This is a genomic window from Streptomyces sp. NPDC020917 (assembly GCF_044333795.1).
GTDB lineage: Bacteria > Actinomycetota > Actinomycetes > Streptomycetales > Streptomycetaceae > Actinacidiphila.
This window is the reverse complement of record NZ_JBIRRR010000014.1, coordinates 208,052-225,131: the sequence shown is the minus strand read 5'-3', so window position 1 is coordinate 225,131 and position 17,080 is coordinate 208,052. Positions and strand designations below refer to the sequence as shown.

Here is a 17,080-nt window from a genome sequence, read left to right as displayed (position 1 = left end):
GGGTGGAACCGCCTCCGGGCGGCTCCACCCGGCCCTGCCGGCGTCCCCGGCCCCTCAGCGGTAGGCGCGGCTCTGCAGGCGGTACAGCTCCGCGTACAGGCCGTCCAGCGCCATCAGCTCGCCGTGCGAGCCCCGTTCGCGGACGGCCCCCTCCTCCAGCACCACGACGAGGTCGGCGCTCCGGACGGTGGAGAACCGGTGCGAGACCAGTACGGTGATCCGGCCGTCCGCGGCCCCGCCCCGGCGCGCGTCGCGCGCCACCTGCTCGAACAGGGCGTGCTCGGTCTGCGGGTCGAGCGCCGACGCGGGCTCGTCCAGCACCGCCAGCAGGGGCGCGGTGCGCATCATGGCCCTGGCCATGGCGAGCTTCTGCCACTGGCCGCCCGACAGGTCCACGCCGCCCTCCCACGAGGTGCCCAGCACCGTGCCGGCGCCGTGCGGAAGGCGGTCGACGAATCCGGCGCCCGCTCTCGCCAGCGCGGCCTCCACGGCGGCGTCATCGACCGCGGCGGCCTTCCCGGCTGCCGCATCGACCGCGGCGGCGTCGGACGAGGCGCCGTCGCCGGCCCGGGCGAGGTCTCCGACGCCCACCGACTCCCGGACGGGGAGTTCGAAGCGGGCGAAGTCCTGGAAACCCGCGGTGAGCCGGGCCCGGTAGGCGTCCAGGTCGAGGTCCGCCAGGTCCCTTCCGTCGACGAGGATCCGCCCGCCGGTCGGTGCGTACATCCCGGTCAGCAGTTTGACCAGCGTCGTCTTGCCCGCGCCGTTCTCCCCCACGAACGCCACGACCGCGCCGGCGGGGAGCCGGAGCGTGACGTCGTCGAGCACCGTCCGGGCGCCCTCGTAGGCGAACGAGACGCCGTCGAGGGTGATGCCGTCCACCAGAGCTGCCGGGGGCTGCGCTCCGGCGCCGGGGGCCTCGCGCCCGCTCCGGGTCTCCAGCCAGCGGTAGTGCCCGGCGGCGGTGTGGACGCGCAGGGCCGAGCCGGTCAGATCGGCGAGCTGCCCCGCGCCGCCCACCACCGCCGCGGCCAGCCCCAGGGCGAGCGCGACGTCGCCGGTGGAGGCCGCGCCGGCCGCCACCCGGTGCAGCACCAGCACCATGGCGCCGACGTAGGCGGCGCCGAACAGCAGCCAGCTGCCCGCGGCGGCGGCCGTCGACCGCAGCAGGCCCGACTCCATGCCGCGGTGCACCCGCGCGCTGGCGTTCTCGTGGCGCGCGAGCATGTCCTCCCGCAGCCCGTACGCCCGCAGCTCCTGGCCCGCCGCGGCCGACGTGGCCAGCTCGAAGAGGTGCTGCCCCAGCCGGCGCCCCTCGGCCGTGCGCAGTTCGGCGGCACGTCTGATGCCCTCCGCCCGCCGGCTGAGCCAGGTGGCCGGCAGGGCGACGGCGGGCACCAGGAGCAGCAGCGGGTGCAGCCGGCCCAGCAGGACAGCGGTGACGGCGAGTTGGGCGATCACCACCGGGGTGACGAAGGTCAGCGCCATGCCGCCGGCCAGGTCCTCGAACCCGCGCTTGAGCAGTTGCAGCCGGTCCCAGAACTCGGGCCGCTCGAAGTGCTCCAGGCGCGGTGCCGTCGAGGACAGCGCGAGGACGCGACGCTGCACCACCATGTGGGAGCGCTCGCGCATCCGGATCGTCGCCCACCGGTAGCCGATCGGCGCCACCACGCTGAGCACCAGTCCGGCCCCGGTCAGCGCCGCCCCCGCCGCCACCTGGCCCGTGTGGTGGCCGGCGGCGCCGTCAACCAGGGGCCGCAGTCCCAGGGCGAGCAGCAGCGGCGAGACGAAGGCGGTGGCGCTCACCACGACGTAGAGCACGCAGACCGCTGTGCCGATCTCCCGCCCGATGTCGAGCAGCAGCAGCCAGGTGCGCAGCCATGACCTCATCGCTCGCTCCCTTCCGCCGGGCGGGGCTCGGCGCCGACCGGGTCGGTGAACCTGGCCGCCTGCAGGCGGAACATCTCCGCGTACCGGCCCTCCCGGGCCATCAGCTCGTCGTGCGTGCCCTGTTCGGCGAGCCGCCCCTCGTGGAGGACCGCGATGGACGACGCCCGGCGCACCGTGGAGAACCGGTGCGAGATCACGATCGTGGTGAGCCCGCGCGTCAGCTCCAGGAACCGCTCGTGGAGCCGGGCCTCGGCCCGGACGTCGAGCTGGGCGGCCGGTTCGTCCAGGATCAGCACACCGGCGCCGTGCCGTACGGCGAACAGCGCCCGGGCGAGCGCGAGTCGCTGCCACTGCCCGCCGGACAGGTCGGTGCCGTCGGCGAACTGCGGTGACAGCACCGTGTCCCAGGAGGACGGCAGCGCCTCCACCGCGCCCGCCACCCCGGCCTCGGCGGCCGCCGTCCGTATGCCCTCGCGGTCCGAAGCCGCGGACACGTGGCCGAGCCCGACGTTCTCCCAGGCCGGCAGCGCGAATCGCGCCGCGTCCTGGAACACCGCGGCGAGCCGGCCGCGCCACGAGGACGCGTCGAGACCGCGCAGGTCGGCGCCGTCGACCGTGATGCGGCCCCCGCTCGGCTCGTACATCCGCGCCAGCAGCTTCACCAGCGTCGTCTTGCCCGCGCCGTTCGCGCCCACCACCGCCAGGGAACGGCCGGCCGGGATCTCCAGGTCCAGTCCGCCGAGCACGTCGGTGGTGGTGCCCGGGTAGCGGAAGGAGACGTTCTCGAACCGGATCCCGTCGTGCGGCAGGCCCTCCGCCGGGCGGCCGCCCTGGTGCGACGGCGTCCCCGCGTCCGCCGCCCGCACGGCCCGCGCCGCCTCGTCGAAGCGGCGCAGGGACGCCATCGCCAACTCCGTCTGGAGGCCGGTCCACGAGGCCTGCCGGGAGCCGGCGACGGCGACGCCGAGGGCCTGCACGCACACCGCGGCGGTTCCCGCGCCGACCCGGCCGGCGGCCGCGCCGGCGGCGACCCAGGCCAGCCCGCCGAACACCACGGCGCCCAGCACGGCCGTCGCCACGGCGGGCCGCACGGGCATCGGCGTGAGCACGGCCTCCATCGTCCGCCGCCACGTCGCCGAGAAGCGCTCGACGAGGAAGCCGGAGAGGCTGAAGACCCGCACCTCCTTGGCCGCGCGGGGCGTCGTCCCCAACTCGTGGTAGTAGTCCAGCCTGCGCGCCGTCTCCGTGCTGCCGTAGTGGTGGGCGGCCTCGGTCCGCGAGGCGGCCCTGTCCTCGTGTGCGGCCCACAGGCAGGCGGCCAGCAGGGCGGCGCCCAGCAGCGGCTGGAAGCCCGCCACCAGCACGCACGCGCCGAGCAGCGTCAACTGCGCGGCGAGCAGGCCGCCGACCGTCGAGGCCAGCCTGCCGGGACGGCCCCACGCGCCGCGGAAGGTGTCGCGGCCGACGCTCACCAGGTCGGCGATCGCCGGGTCCTCCAGGTGCGCGATCCCCTCGGGGGCCAGTACCGCGTCCATCAGGTCGCGCTGCAGGGCGGCGTCGACGCGGTCGCCGAGCGCGGTGCCCGCGGCGGCCCGCAGCGACGACCCGGCCCACTGGAGCACCATGAACGCCCCGGCCACCGCCGTCCATCCCAGGGCGGCACGTCCGGGCGCCGACCCGAGCCCGTGGCCTGCCAGCCCGGGCGCGGCCCGCACCACCGCGCCGACGGCCGCCGCCACTCCCACCGGCGCCAGCGCCGACACGACGACGGCGAGCCCGGCCAGCAGGCACAGTCCGGGGCCGGCCCGCCACGCCACTGCCAGGAACATCCTCATGCCGGACCGGCCGCCGCGGCCGGGTGTCGCAGGAGCCAAGGATCGGCCTTCCGAGTCGGTGAGGTGACGCCCGCGCCGAGCGGGACCCGGCGCCGGGCCGGACCGCGGCCGAGGGCCGTGGCTGCCGGGGGGCTGCGAACCCGCACATCCTTCCGAAGTCCCCAACTCCCCACAAGACACCGCCCGCAGCGGCGGCCGGGGCAGGCTGGGACACGTCGACGAGAGGAGCCCGGGGTACTCCCTCGGCAGCCAGTCCGGCAACGCCCACCTCCACTGGCACATCGCCGCCCTCCCGCCCGGCACGCCCTACCACCAGCAGCAGTTCCACGCCCTGATGTCGGAGATCGGCGTCCTCCATCTCCCCCTGCAGAGACCGCCACCCTCGCCACCCGCCTCCGCGCGGTCCTGTCCAGCCGGTGAGCCCCCGGCAGGCTGCGCGGGTCCGTACGGGTGGCGCTATGGGGCGAGTTGGCGGAAGGCGGTGGCGAAGGGGGTGAGGCGGGTGGACTCGCGGGCCAGGTCGCGGAGGAAGACCAGGTGGGTGCGGCGGCGGAAGAGGCGGGACAGCCAGGGCTTGACGGTGGGGACATGGGTGGTGGTCTCGGCGGAGGCGAGCGGGATGCCGAGCTTGACGACCACTTCCTGCTTCTCGCGGCGGGTGAGGCCGAGTTCCTGCTCCAGTTCGCGGACGACGGTGCGCAGTTCCTCCTGCGCCGTGCGGATCGCGACGAGGTCGTGCTGGTTGCGCAGCTTCTCCTCGATCGCGTAGATCCAGTTGCGGAACGCGGTCGCCTTCGCGGTGCGGCGGATCTCCACGGCGGTGGTGAGCAGCGAACGGCGCGTGCTGCACTGCCCGATGACGTAGGACGCGATGAGCGGGAACTCCGCGGAGAGGGCGGCGGCCCCGAACTCGTTGTTGATCCGCTCGCTGAGCGCCGCGCGGATGGACGCGGTCTCGTCGAGGACGAGGTCGCCGAACTTCACCACCGGACGGTCGATCTGGGAGCGGATGAGGCCCGACCGCCAGGAGTGCGGCATGTAGGAGGCACTCATCAGATGGGCCAACTGCTGGTAGTAGAAGCCGCGGAAGGCGAAGTACGCGAAGTTGCGGACGGACGGGTGCTGGCGTTCCAGCGAGACGGCCAGCGCGCGCAGCCGGGCACCCGCGGCCGCACCCTCCGGGGACCTGCGGTACACCCCGTTGTAGGCGAGCCGCATGAACTCGTCGGTGTCCCGGTAGAACGGCGGCAGGACGTCGAGTTCGCGGGACGAGGGCATGAAGCCCAGCTGCGCGACGAGTTGGCCGGAGTCCAGCAGGTGGGAGAGCTGCGCGGTGCTGATCTCGGTGATCGCGGTGGGAAGCGCATAGGAGTCGATCAGGACCGCGGTGTCGTGGAAGAACGAACCGGCGGCCTCCGACACGTGGTTCAGGTGCGGCCAGGCGAAGTACTCGCGGCTGGAGTTGTCGACCGCGAAGTCGTTGAACAGCACGATCGCCTCGAGCACGTCCATCAGCGAGCGCAGGTTGACGCCCGAGGGCAGCTCGCGGGGACGCACCGGGTCCCACTCGAAGGCGTTGCGCGCGCCGAACACGGTGGTGTTGTCCAGCAGGACGAACCCCCGGTACGAGGGCGCGTCCGCGTCCGACGCGTCGAGTGTGCCGCCCATCGTGTGCCTCCCCGTCCCACGGACCGCCCGGGTACCCCTCAGGCAACCGACCGTCACCCGCCCGCCCCAGCCTCCCCCACGCGGACCCGCGCCGCACGGGAATCCGCCGGGATCCCCCGCCCCGGGGTTCCCGCGGGCCCCGCCGTGCCCGCCGTCGAACGATCCGGCGCTGGCGCTGCCGCCGTGCCCTGGTCGAGAATGGCTGGTCGATGGCGGGACGGGGTCTCGGCGGGGTCGGGCGGGAGGCGGGCGGGTGACGGTCGGAGCGAGCGGGACGGCGGAGCGCGGTCGCGCGGGCGGTGACGGCGTCGGGCCACCGTCCCTGGTCGGGCGCGATCGCGAACTGCGCCGGGTCACCGCCGCGTTGTCCGCGCTGCCCGCGCTCGTGCTGGTCGAGGGCGAGGCAGGCATCGGCAAGAGCCGGCTGGTCCGCGAGGCGCTGGTGCGGGCCGCACCGGGCGGCTCCCGCCATCTGGTCGCGATGTGCCCGCCGTTCCGTGAGGCGCTCACGCTCGGGCCCGTCGTCGACGCCGTGCGGCAGGCCGTGGCCGGCCCGGCGGGACTGGGGCTGTCCGCGCTGGCCGGTGCGCTGCACCCGGTGCTGCCGGAGTGGTCGGACGAGCTCCCCCCGCCGCCCCCGGCGCCGGCCGACGCCTCGGTCGCCCGGCACCGCCTGATGCGGGCGCTCGCCGAGGTGCTGGACCGGGCCGGGATCGGCGTGATGGTGGTCGAGGACGTGCACTGGGCGGACGAGGCCACGCTGGACTTCCTGGTGTTCCTCGCGACCCGCAGGCCGGACCCGGTCAGCCTCGTCCTGACCTACCGCCCCGAGGAGGTGCCGCCCGACTCGCTGCTGCTGCGGCTGTCCTCCCGGCCGTCCCCCGACGTCCGCCACGCCCGCGTCGCGCTCGGGGCGCTGACGGTGGACGACACCCGCCGCCTGGTGTCGTCGATGCTGGCCGACGAGCACGTCTCCACGGCCTTCGCGGCGTTCCTGCACGACCGCACCGAAGGCGTGCCGCTGGCGCTGGAGGAGTGCGTGCTGCTGATGCACGACCGGGCCGACCTGGTACGGCGCGACGGCGAGTGGGTGCGGCGCACCCTCGACGAGATCGCGGTGCCGCCGACGATCCGGGACGCCGTGACCGAGCGGGCCGCCCGGCTGGGCCCGGCCGCCCGGCGCGTGCTGCTGGCCGCCGCCGTCCTCGCGGACCCGGCCCCGGCCGCCCACCTCGCCGCGCTCGCCGCCCCCGCGGAGGCGCCCGGCGGCCCCGCGGCCGGAGCACATCCACGCACCCCGGCCGCGGACGACCCGGCCGCCAACTCCCTTGCCGGGCACGCCCCGGCAGCGCCCCTCAGCGCGGCCGCCGAAGCCGTCGCCGAGGCCGTGCGCAGCGGCCTGCTCGCGGAGGACGCCACCGGCCGCATCGCCTTCCGGCACATCCTGGCCGCGCGCGCCGTCTACGACCAGGCGCGCCCCGACGAGCGCAGGACCTTCCACGCCCGTGCGGCCGCGCTGCTCGAAGGCGCGCACCCGCTTCCCGTCGGCCGGCTCGCCCACCATCTGCGGCAGGCGGGCGAGATCGGGGGCTGGAGCCGCTACGCCCAGCGCGCCGCGGACCTCGCCATCGCCTCCGGCGACCACGACCGGGCCGCCACCCTGCTGCTGGACCTCATCGCGGAACCGGCGCTGCCCGCGCCGGATGTCGCCCCGCTGGTGGCGAAGCTGCCGCTGCTGGCGTTCACCGGTGACATCCGGCGGGCCGAACTCCTCGCCAGGCTCAGGGGGTTGCTGGACTCCGGACAGCTGGCCCCGCGGGACCGCGCCGAAGTTCGCGGCCAGCTGGGCAGGTTGCTGCGGCACCTGGGCGACTACGCGGCCGCGGCGGCCGAGTTGGAGCAGGCGGTCCCGGAGATCGGCGAGCCGTCGTTCGCGGTCGCCTGGGCGATGACCGCGCTCGGCGTGCCGGTCGCCGACGACCTGACCACCGCCGACCATCTGCACTGGCTGGAGCGTGCCCGGCAGATGGCCGAGGAGTCCTCGCTCCCGGAGCACGACCGCATCTCGCTGTTCGTCGACCGGACGACCGCGCTGCTGGACCTCGGTGAGGAGTCCGGCTGGGAGGGCGCCGCCGAGTTGATGCGCCTGGCGGGCGCCGAGCACCTTCCTCCGCGGGTCGCCGTGCAGGTCGCACGCGGCGCCCTGAACCTCGGCAACGCGGGGATGCGCTGGGGCCGCCCCGAGCAGGCGGGTCCCGGCCTGGCCGCCGCCGTCGAACTCGCCGGACGCCACGGCTACCTGCGGGTGCGGGACACGGCCCTGCTCACCCTCGTCCACCTCGACCTGCTCGGCGGGGCGTGGGACGGACTCGCCGGACGCGCCGCCCTCTGGCAGGACGCGCCGGAGGAGCCGCTGTTCCGGCTGGACGCGCTGCTGGTGTCGGCGAAGCTGCGGATCGCGGTGGACGGCCCGGACCCGCAGGTCGAGGAGGACCTGCGCCACGTGGCAGCGGAGGGCGAGCGGCGCGGGATCGTCGACCTGTGGCTGGAGCCGGTGGCCGCGCTCGCCGCGCTGCGGCTGGCCGCCGGGGACGCGCGGTCCGCCCTCGACCTGACCGCCGCCCCGATGCGGCTCGTCACGGTCAAGGAGCTGTGGCTGTGGGCGACCGACGTCGCGCCGCCCCGGGTGGCCGCGCTGCTGGCGCTGGGTCGGGCCGCCGAGGCCCGGGCGCTCGTCGAGCGGTTCGCGGCGGCCGAGCGCGAACGGCGGGCGCCCGCACCGGGCGCGGCCCTGCGGGTGTGCACGGCGCTGCTGACCGAAGCGGAGCACGGCGCGGAGGCCGCGGCCCGCGACTGGCAGGCGGCCGCCGACGCATGGGAGAAGGTGCCGCGGCCGTACGAGGCGCTGCGGGCACGGGAGCGTGCGGCGGCCTGCCTGCGCGCCGCCGGGAACCGGGTGGCCGCGGTCCGGGAGACGGAGGCGGTGGTCACCGGGTACGGCGCCCTGGGGGCGACCCACGACGAGCAGCGCGCCCGCCGGGCGCTGACCGGTGGCGGCCGTGGCTACGGCGACCAGCTGTCCCCGCGCGAGCTGGAGGTCGTCCGCCTGGTCGCCGAGGGCATGACGAACCGCCAGATCGCGCAGGCGCTGTCGCGCTCCCCGAAGACGGTGGCGACCCAGCTGAACTCCGCGATGCGCAAGCGCGGCGTCACCTCGCGGACAGCCCTCGCCGTCTCCATGACCCGGCAACGCCCCGCCAACGACGACCCCGCAGACCCCAACCGGCGCTGAGGCAACTCCCCACACCTCCCCGGGAACCACCCACCGCGCCACCGCACACCGGCCCCCGAAAGGGCCGCACGGCGCCGCCTCTCCGCCCCGGGCCCTGGCCACCTGCGGTTTTAGGTCATCTGACCGATCGTTCCGGGTGGCCGTGTGCGGCCATACTCGCCGGGTGACGCGCCCCGTCCGGGGGCGCACCGGTGGAAAGGCTGTCGATGCCCGGTTCACAGGACGCCGAGCGGGCGTCCGGAGAAATCCGCGACGAGGAACCCGAATCGGGGCCCGGCGCCGGCCCGGATCCGCTGCCCGGCCCGGCCCCGGGGGCCGGCGGCAAGCCGGTCGACGGGCCGGGCGAGGGTGAACCGGCAGCCCGCTACGAACCGCTGTGAACCTGCGCCACCCACCCGCCGCCGCGCCCTGACCAGGCCGAAGGCCGGAGGCCGCACGCACCGGCACGCACCCGCACGCTCCCGCACGACCGGTCCCACCCCGTCCCACCCCCGTCCCCGCTCCGGCCGCACCCCCGGCCGACTCCCCCGAAGGAAGGGATCCTTCCCCATGTCCCGACGTGGGCGCGTGCGCGCGCCTGTCTCGTTGCTGATAGCCGCCTGCCTGGGCCTGTTCGCCGCCGTGCAGGCCCCCGTCGCCGCGGCGTCACCCGCCGCGGGGAGCACCTCCGCCGACCGGGCCGCCGCCGGGAACTCCGCGGGCGCCTCCTCGGCGCAGGCGGACACGACCGCGAAGCCGCTGCCCGCGGCCACCGGCCGGCCCGACTACGCGCCGGCCGACTGCAGCCGGTCCTCGGGCCCGCGGACCGCCCGCTGCTTCGCGCTGGTGAGCACCGGCGCGCAGCAGCAGGCCCGCGCCGCCGCGCCGGCGGCCTCAGGACCGGCGGCAACCGCCCTCACCCCGACCGACATCCGCTCCGCCTACCGCCTGCCCGACGGCGGCAAGGGCCGCACGGTCGCGGTGGTCGACGCCTTCGGCTACGCCGCCGCCGAGGCCGATCTCGCCGTGTTCCGGGCGCAGTTCGGGCTGCCGGCCTGCACCACCGGCAACGGCTGCTTCCGTAAGGTCGACCAGCGCGGGGGCGTCGACTACCCGGCGGACGACGAGGGCTGGTCCGTGGAGACGGCCCTGGACCTGGACGCGGTCTCCTCGGCGTGTCCCGACTGCCACATCCTGCTCGTGGAGGGCGACTCGGCGGCCGTCGAGAGCCTGGGCGCCGCGACCCGCACCGCCGTGGCGATGGGGGCGAAGTACGTCTCCAACTCCTACGGCCTGCCCGGCGAGGACCCGTCCCTGGTCGCCGACGACGACTACAAGCACGCCGGGGTGGTCGTGACCGCGTCGGCCGGCGACAGCGCCAACGTCGTCAACTGGCCGGCGTCCGACCCGGACGTCGTCGCGGTCGGCGGCACGCTGCTGACCCGCGACGCGGGAACCGCGCGCGGCTGGACGGAGAGCGCCTGGTCCTCCAGCGGCAGCGGCTGCTCGGCGTACGAGCCGCAGCCCGCCTACCAGCAGGACGTGGCCACCGCGTGCTCCCGCAGGGCCATCGCCGACATCTCCGCGGTGGCGGACCCGAACAGCGGCCTGGCGGTGTACGACTCGCTGGACACCCGCGGCTGGCTCCAGGTCGGCGGTACGAGCCTGTCCTCGCCGCTGGTCGCGGCGATGTACGCGCTGGCGGGCGAACCGGCCGCCGGCACCTACCCGGTGACGTATCCGTACGCCTACCAGAGCAACCACCTCTTCGACGTCACCAGGGGCAGCAGCGGCACCTGCGGCACCGTGCTCTGCGACGCGGGACCCGGCTGGGACGGCCCGACCGGGCTCGGCTCGCCGGACGGCGTTGGCGCCCTCACGATGGGCCCGCACGGCACCGCCACCGGCCATGTGACCGACACCGCCGGCGCTCCCGTGGCGGGCGCGGGCGTGCTGCTCACCGGGCAGGACAACGGCCTGACGTACCACGCCAAGGCCGACGCGTCCGGAGCCTTCCACATCACCGTCGGCGCGGGCACCTACGACGCGAGCGCCACCGCCTACGGCTACACCGGCGACGCGCACGCCACGCTCACCGTGGCCGACGGCGGCACCGGCACCGGCGACCTGACGTTGCACAAGGTGCCCACCCGCACCCTGTCCGGCAAGGTCACCGACGCGTCGGGGCACGGCTGGCCGCTGTACGCCCGGATCACCGTCGACGGCTATCCCGGCGGTGCGATCCACACCGATCCCCGGACCGGCGAGTACCGCGTGGACCTGCCCCAGCAGGCCGACTACACGCTGCACGTGACGCCGGACCAGGCCGGATACGTGGCCGGCACCGCCACGGTCACGCTGGGCACGGCCGACGTCCGCGCCGACCTCCCCGTCAGCGTCGAGCGGACCGGATGCGTCGCGCCCGGCTACGCCTACCCGGCGCAGGCGGACTTCGAGGGCTGGACCGGCACGCGCAACGGCTGGACGGCAGTCGACCACGGATCCTCGGGCCACGCCTGGGAGTTCGGCGACCCGCACGGCCAGTGGAACTTCACCGGCGGCAGCGGCGACTTCGCCACGGCCGACCCCTACGACAACAACGGGGCCGCCGAGGACGCCGACCTGCTGTCCCCGGTCATGGACCTGTCCCACGAGACCGACGGCCACCTGCGGTTCGACGCCGGCTTCCTGTACGCGCCCGGCGCCGAGGCGGACGCCGCGTTCAGCGTCGACGGCGGCGCGACCTGGACCACGGTCTACCACTCGGAAGACGCCGACTTCGGCGGCCACGTCGACGTGCCGCTCACCGGCGCGCTCGGCCACCGCGACGTGCGGGTCCGCTTCCACTACTCCGGTTCCGGGACGACGCTCTTCGAGGTCGACAACGTCTCGGTGGGCAGCTGCGGCACCCTGGCCGGCGGCATCCTGGAGGGCACCGTCACCGACGCCAACACCCGTCAGCCGCTGGTCGGCGCCACCGTCACCGCCGGCACGGCCACCACGGCCTCGCTGGCCATGCCCGACGACCCGGCGCTGGGCGACGGCTACTACTGGATGTTCGCCCCCGGCACCGGCGCCGCGACGGTCACCACCGCGGCGCCGCGCCACGCGACCGCCACGGCGCGGACCACGATCGCCGCGGACTCCGTCCGCAGTATCTCCCCGTCGCTGGCCGCGGGCCGGCTCGCGGTCTCCGGCGGAGACATCGACCTCAGCGCGGACCTCGGTCACCGCGCCGGCCGCGAGATCACCGTCACCAACACCGGCGGCGCGCCCCTGCACCTGACCCTCCACGAGCAGAGCGCGGGCGGCGACACCACCGTGCCCACCGTCCACGGGGCCGACGCGCAACTGGTCCCGGGCACCTTCCCCGACGGCCCGGCCACCCCGGCCGCTTCGGCGGCCGGCGGGCAGCCCGCGGCCGGCGCCGCCCGCGCTCCGGCGCCCGCGACGGCCGCGGCCTCCGGCGGCGGTTGGCAGGAGTTGCCGGACTACCCGGAACCGGTCATGGACAACGCGTCCGCGACCTACCAGGGCCGGACGTACTCGGTGGGCGGCGTCGACAAGGTCCTCGGCGGCCACTGGGTCAAGAACTCCTACGTCTACGACCCGTCGGCGGCCGCGTGGTCGAAGATCGCGCCCCTGCCGGTGCCGCTGGAGTCCCCGGCCGCCTCGTTCGTCGACGGCACCCTGTACGTGGTCGGCGGCTGGGCCCTGGAGGGCACCACCGCCTCGCCCGTCTCCACCGTGTACGCCTACCACCCGGCGAGCGACACCTGGACGCGGGCCGCGGACCTGCCGACGCCGATCGCCGCGGCGAGCACCGCCGTCCTCGACGGGCGGCTGTACGTGATCGGCGGCTGCCCCGACGGGTGCGCCACCGTCAGCGCGCACGTCTACCGGTACGACCCGGCGTCGAACGCCTGGCAGCGACTGGCGGACTACCCGGTCCCGGTGCACTGGACCGGCTGCGCGGGCACCGAGGGCGCGATCGCCTGTGCGGGCGGCAGCGCCCTCACCGAGGACCACCACGCCCGCGCGCTCGACTCCACGTACGTCTACCACCCGCGGACCGACACGTGGACCCGGGGAGCCGACGTGCCGTACGTCGTATGGGCCGAGGCCGCCAACGGCGGCAACGGGCAGCTCCAGATCGCCGGCGGCGTCACCGACAACGGGGTGATGGCCCTCGCCACCAACAGGGCCCTCCAGTACGACCCGGTGAGCGACTCCTGGACCGACCTGCCCAATGCCGGCACGGCGATCTTCCGTACCAGCGCCGGGGGTTGCGGCCTCACCCAGGCCGGCGGCGCCTTCTCCCCCGGCCCGCTGTCGTTCCCCGAGGGCAGCCGACCGGTCCAGACCCTGCCCGGGTTCGGGCAGTGCGCCGACGACCAGCTCACCTGGCTGACGGAGAACCGGACGACCCTGGACCTGGCCCCGGGCCACTCGGCCAGGATCCGGGTCACCGCGGACGGTTCGGCCGTCGCCGCGCCGGGCGTCTACAGCGGTGTCCTGTCCCTCGTCACGGACACGCCGTACGTGACGGCGCCCCTCAAGGTGGCCTTCACCGTCACGCCGCGGAGGTGACCGGCACCGCCTGAGCGCACCGTCCGACCGCACCACCCGACGGGCACTTCGGACCGCGGCGCCCCCACCGGCCATCCCGGTGGGGGCGCCGCCGTGCCGGGAGCGCTGGGCGCTCGACGGGCTCAGCCGGCCGGCAGCGACACGACGAAGCGCGCCCCGCCCAGCGGGCCGGGGGTGCCGGACAGGACGATGTCGCCCCCCGCGTTCCTGGCGAGGCGGCGGGCCAGCGCCAGGCCGAGGCCGGCTCCGTCGTGGCCGTCTGCCGGGTCGGCGCGCCGGCCGGCCTCGAAGACGCCCGAGCCCGTCTCCTGCGGCACGCCCGGGCCGTCGTCGGTGACCGAGATCTCCGCGCCGCCCGGCCGGGCCGCGCACTCGACGAGGATCTCGCGGACGCAGTAGCGGCCGGCGTTGTCGAGCAGCGGCGCGAGGATCCGTTCGACGACCGCGGCGGGGACGCCGGCGGTGACGGCACGACCGGTGACGGTGACGTCGACCGGCGCGGATGCGGCGAGCCGCCCGGCCAGGTCCTGGGCGACCTCGTCGACCGCGCAGCGTCCGGGCGGTGCCTGACCGCCGTCGGTGGACCCGGCGCGGGCGTCGGCCAGCAGCGCCTCGCAGATCTGCGCCATCGCGGCGGCGCTCGCCGCGATGGCCTCGTGCGAGGCCGCCTGCTCGGCGCGGGTGCGCGGCCGCGCCGTCAGCCACTCGGCCTCGGCGGTGATCCGGGCCAGCGGGGTGCGCAGCTCGTGCGACAGTTCCGCGGACAGCTGCTGCTCGTGGCGGACCACGGCCGCCAACCGGTCGAGCAGCCCGTCGAGGTTCCCGGCCAGGCGTGCCAGTTCCTCCGGGCGCTCCTGGGTCCCGAAGCGCCGGGAGGTGCCGTGCTCGCTCCACTCGGCGGCCTGGGCGCTCATCACCCCGACCGGGACCAGGGCCCGGTTGGCGACGGCGCGCGCCACGCAGTAGGCGCCGGCCAGCAGGGCGACCGCGAGGGCTATCGATCCCAGCAGCACCGACTTCTGCGTGGACTGGTAGGGATCGAGCGCGACGGTCGCCACCACGGTCCCCACCTGCCGCCCGCCCGTCGCGGCCATGACGGGCAGCGCGAACAGCCGGTGCGGAACGGGCTCGGAGGCGTCGGCGAACACCGCCGAGCGGCCGGCGAGCCGGTCGGCCTGCTGCTGGAGGGCGGCCGGCTCCGCGGGCCGTTCGACGGCGACGCGGCCCTGGTAGATCCACACCCCGGCGTCCAGGGCCTGGTCGTCGCTGGGCTCGTGCACCAGGATCCGGCCGTCCGGCCTGGCTTCGAGGGTCGCCGCCACCGCGGCGGACCGGGTGCGCAGCAGGCCGTCGGCCTGCCCGCGCAGCTGCGCGCCGAGCACCAGGTTGGCGGCGACGGTCAGCGTCGTCACCCACACCGCCGTGGTGGCCAGGGCGAGCAGGGCCAGCCGCCCGCGCAGGGTGCGCGGGCGCAGGCCGGACAGGAAGCGCCGCCTCACGAGAACCGGTACCCGACGCCCCGTACGGTGCTGATCGCCTCGGGGCTGCCGGCCTCCCGCAGTTTGCGCCGCAGCCGCGTCATGTACTGGTCGAGGGTGTTGTCGCTGACCTGGGCGCCCTCGGGCCAGGCCGCGCGCAGCAAGGCCCGGCGGCGGACCACGGTGCCGGGCGCGGCCATCACGCAGGCCATCAGCCGGAACTCGGTCGGCGTCAGCGGCACCTGCAGTCCGCCGACCTCCAGCACGTGCGCGACGGGGTCCAGCCGCACGCCGGAGGCCTCGACCGCCGCCTCCCGTCCCGCCCTGCGCAGCGCCGCCCGGATCCGGGCAGCCAGCTCCACCAGGTGGAACGGCTTGGCGAGGTAGTCGTCGCCGCCGGCGGTGAAGCCCGCCAGCCGGTCGGGGAGGTTGTTGTGGGCGGTCAGGAAGACCACGGGGACGTCAATGCCGTCCGCCCGCATCGCGTGGCACACGTCACGTCCGTCGGAGTCCGGCAGGCCGATGTCCAGCACGACGGCGTCCACCCGCGACTCCGACCGCACGGCCTTCAGCGCACTCGCGCCGTCGCCCGCGGTGAGGACGTCGAAGTCCTCCTCGCGCAGGCCGCGGGCGAGTATGGCGCGCAGTCCGTGATCGTCCTCCACGACCAGGACCCGGTGAGAGCTCATCGGTGCAGTATCCACGATCACGCCGGCGGCCGGCCGCGCCGCCGTCCCCGCCCGCACCGCGCGGCGGCCGGCTCCGGTGTCGCCGGCGGTTCCACCGAGGGCCCGGGCCGCCACCCGCGGCTGTCCCCGACGCCCGGTCGGGAGACGGGGACCGCCGCGGGCGTGACGTCCGGGAGCCGGGTCAGCGTTCGTAGACGCCGGTCAGCCGGCCGCGGTCGAGGACGGGTGCGGGGACGGCGGGCAGCAGGGCCCGGGGCCGGGCCCGCTCGGGCGGCGTCGTGTCGCCGACACCGCCCACGGGGGTGGCGAGGGCGAACAGCTGGAAGACGTAGCGGTGCGGCCCGTGGCCCTTGATGGGCGCCGGACCGTGGTAGCCGCGTCCGATGGTGGACCGGAGCAGCCGCACCCCGGTGGCCGGCTGCCGTGCGTCGAGGGCGCCGGGCTCCAGGTGCTCGCAGGACGGGTCGATCAGGGCGGCGCAGTGCACGGCGGGCCTGGCGATCGGCACGTCGATGTCCTCGACGACCAGGAGGAGCTGCGCGGTGCCGGGCGGCGGCGGGGTCCACGCCAGGTGCGGGGACACGTCGCGGCCGCCTATGTGCTTCGCGCAGTGCTCGAGCGGCAGGGTGCCGCCGTCGCCGAAGTGCCGGCTGGTGAGCGTCAGCAGTTCGGGGCCCTGCAGGTTGGTCAGGTTCCACGCCGTGTGGGTGTCGCCTGCGCGGCGGTTCTTCAGGAGCCGGCCCAGGAGCGTCATCGCGTCGCCTCCATCATGTCGAGGACCTCGGCGGTGGTGGCGGTCTCGCCGAGCTTGGGGAAGACGCGTTCGACGCTGTGGCGGTGGGCGTCGGCGTCGGGGTCGGTCATGGCGTCGGTGGCCAGGACGACGTGGTAGCCGTGGTCGGAGGCCGCGCGGGCCGTCGACTCGACGCCCGAGCCGGTCGCGATGCCGGCGAGCACGACCTGGGTGACGCCCAGGTCCCGCAGCAGGGTGTCGAGCCCGGTGTCGTGGAAGGCGCTTCGCCGCCGCTTGGTGATCCGGTGGTCGGTGGGCTGGGCGTCGAGTTCGTCGATCAGGTCGGCCCAGCCGTCGGGCAGGGCGGCACCGTTCCCGGACCGCCCGGCATCTCTGCGGCCGGCGTCGGTGCGGCCGGGTGCGCGGCCGGTGACGTTGACCAGGACCACGGGCAGGCCGTGCCGGCGGTACCCGCCCGCCAGCCGGGCTGCCTGCCCGACGGCGGCGGTGACCGCGCGGCCGGTCCGGGCCGGGACGATCCCCTTCTGAAGGTCGATCACGACCAGCGCGGAGGTGGGGTCGAGCGTTGTCAGTGCCATGGGTGTTTCTCCTGTGGAGGTCGGCTCGGTGCCGGGCTCGGGGACGTCGCGGCGGTGGATCCGGTGCCGCGCAGCAGGGAGGCGATCGCGGCGAGCAGGGCCAGTACCGCGCCGAAAGCGAAGACGACGCCGTCCAGCGCGGACATGAAGACCGCGGCGGTGGTGTTGGCCAGCGCGGTCCACTTGTAGCGGTCGGCGGGCGAGCGGCCGGAGGTGCGCGAGCGGCGCGGGGCGCGCGGTATGCGCATACCGCGCCGGCCACGCTGGGCGGGCGTCCCGGGGGGATCGGTCATCGGCGTGCGGCCTCGGGGTTCCGTCGGCGTCCGG

11 protein-coding genes are annotated in these 17,080 nt (G+C 75.8%); 3 read left to right on the top strand and 8 right to left on the bottom strand.

The genetic code is table 11. The features are described from left to right. Positions 1–54: 54 nt before the first annotated feature. From ACH4TG_RS27260 to ACH4TG_RS27250, 3 genes are all read right to left on the bottom strand, one after another. Positions 55–1,890 carry an ABC transporter ATP-binding protein gene (locus tag ACH4TG_RS27260; protein ID WP_398245177.1) on the bottom strand — a complete coding sequence of 612 codons (1,836 nt, stop codon included), beginning with the start codon at positions 1,888–1,890 and terminating at the stop codon, positions 55–57. After that, on the bottom strand, positions 1,887–3,719 hold the full coding sequence (locus tag ACH4TG_RS27255) for an ATP-binding cassette domain-containing protein (protein ID WP_398245176.1): 1,833 nt from the start codon (positions 3,717–3,719) through the stop codon (positions 1,887–1,889). The genes ACH4TG_RS27260 and ACH4TG_RS27255 overlap by 4 nt, the downstream gene beginning before the upstream one ends. Before the next feature lie 462 nt (positions 3,720–4,181). Next, entirely contained in the window at positions 4,182–5,393 is a 1,212-nt protein-coding gene (locus ACH4TG_RS27250; RefSeq protein WP_398245175.1) for a hypothetical protein, read from the bottom strand. 253 nt (positions 5,394–5,646) lie between these two features. Between ACH4TG_RS27250 and ACH4TG_RS27245 the strand changes: the two genes are divergently transcribed. From ACH4TG_RS27245 to ACH4TG_RS27235, 3 genes are all read left to right on the top strand, one after another. Next, complete coding sequence (locus tag ACH4TG_RS27245) at positions 5,647–8,685, top strand: ATP-binding protein (protein ID WP_398245174.1); 3,039 nt, start codon at positions 5,647–5,649, stop codon at positions 8,683–8,685. A gap of 206 nt (positions 8,686–8,891) precedes the next feature. Further along, a complete protein-coding gene (locus ACH4TG_RS27240) occupies positions 8,892–9,065 on the top strand; it encodes a hypothetical protein (RefSeq protein WP_398245173.1) in 174 nt (57 codons plus the stop codon). A 169-nt stretch (positions 9,066–9,234) separates the two neighbouring features. Then, on the top strand, positions 9,235–13,254 hold the full coding sequence (locus ACH4TG_RS27235; protein WP_398245172.1) for a carboxypeptidase regulatory-like domain-containing protein: 4,020 nt from the start codon (positions 9,235–9,237) through the stop codon (positions 13,252–13,254). Positions 13,255–13,376: 122 nt separating this feature from the next. Here ACH4TG_RS27235 and ACH4TG_RS27230 read toward each other — a convergent pair whose 3' ends face one another. From ACH4TG_RS27230 to ACH4TG_RS27210, 5 genes are all read right to left on the bottom strand, one after another. Continuing rightward, on the bottom strand, positions 13,377–14,753 hold the full coding sequence (locus tag ACH4TG_RS27230; protein WP_398245171.1) for an ATP-binding protein: 1,377 nt from the start codon (positions 14,751–14,753) through the stop codon (positions 13,377–13,379). Beyond that, the gene (locus ACH4TG_RS27225; RefSeq protein ID WP_398245170.1) at positions 14,750–15,421 is read right to left on the bottom strand and encodes a response regulator transcription factor; all 672 of its coding nucleotides are present in this window, start codon (positions 15,419–15,421) and stop codon (positions 14,750–14,752) included. Before ACH4TG_RS27225 ends, ACH4TG_RS27230 begins: the two co-directional genes overlap by 4 nt. 181 nt (positions 15,422–15,602) lie before the next feature. Beyond that, a complete protein-coding gene (locus ACH4TG_RS27220; protein WP_398245169.1) occupies positions 15,603–16,175 on the bottom strand; it encodes a YbhB/YbcL family Raf kinase inhibitor-like protein in 573 nt (190 codons plus the stop codon). Beyond that, the gene (locus tag ACH4TG_RS27215) at positions 16,172–16,753 is read right to left on the bottom strand and encodes an isochorismatase family protein (protein WP_398245168.1); all 582 of its coding nucleotides are present in this window, start codon (positions 16,751–16,753) and stop codon (positions 16,172–16,174) included. The genes ACH4TG_RS27220 and ACH4TG_RS27215 overlap by 4 nt, the downstream gene beginning before the upstream one ends. After that, positions 16,744–17,001 carry a hypothetical protein gene (locus ACH4TG_RS27210; RefSeq protein ID WP_398245167.1) on the bottom strand — a complete coding sequence of 86 codons (258 nt, stop codon included), beginning with the start codon at positions 16,999–17,001 and terminating at the stop codon, positions 16,744–16,746. The genes ACH4TG_RS27215 and ACH4TG_RS27210 overlap by 10 nt, the downstream gene beginning before the upstream one ends. Positions 17,002–17,080 lie beyond the last annotated feature (79 nt).

What these genes read in the sequence shown, in the direction of transcription:
- ACH4TG_RS27235 (WP_398245172.1), top strand. Translation starts at nt 9,235, where the DNA reads ATGTCCCGACGTGGGCGCGTGCGCGCGCCTGTCTCGTTGCTGATAGCC.
- ACH4TG_RS27225 (WP_398245170.1), bottom strand. Translation starts at nt 15,421, where the DNA reads ATGAGCTCTCACCGGGTCCTGGTCGTGGAGGACGATCACGGACTGCGC.
- ACH4TG_RS27210 (WP_398245167.1), bottom strand. Translation starts at nt 17,001, where the DNA reads ATGCGCATACCGCGCGCCCCGCGCCGCTCGCGCACCTCCGGCCGCTCG.
- ACH4TG_RS27240 (WP_398245173.1), top strand. Translation starts at nt 8,892, where the DNA reads ATGCCCGGTTCACAGGACGCCGAGCGGGCGTCCGGAGAAATCCGCGAC.
- ACH4TG_RS27255 (WP_398245176.1), bottom strand. Translation starts at nt 3,719, where the DNA reads ATGTTCCTGGCAGTGGCGTGGCGGGCCGGCCCCGGACTGTGCCTGCTG.
- ACH4TG_RS27215 (WP_398245168.1), bottom strand. Translation starts at nt 16,753, where the DNA reads ATGGCACTGACAACGCTCGACCCCACCTCCGCGCTGGTCGTGATCGAC.
- ACH4TG_RS27250 (WP_398245175.1), bottom strand. Translation starts at nt 5,393, where the DNA reads ATGGGCGGCACACTCGACGCGTCGGACGCGGACGCGCCCTCGTACCGG.
- ACH4TG_RS27260 (WP_398245177.1), bottom strand. Translation starts at nt 1,890, where the DNA reads ATGAGGTCATGGCTGCGCACCTGGCTGCTGCTGCTCGACATCGGGCGG.
- ACH4TG_RS27220 (WP_398245169.1), bottom strand. Translation starts at nt 16,175, where the DNA reads ATGACGCTCCTGGGCCGGCTCCTGAAGAACCGCCGCGCAGGCGACACC.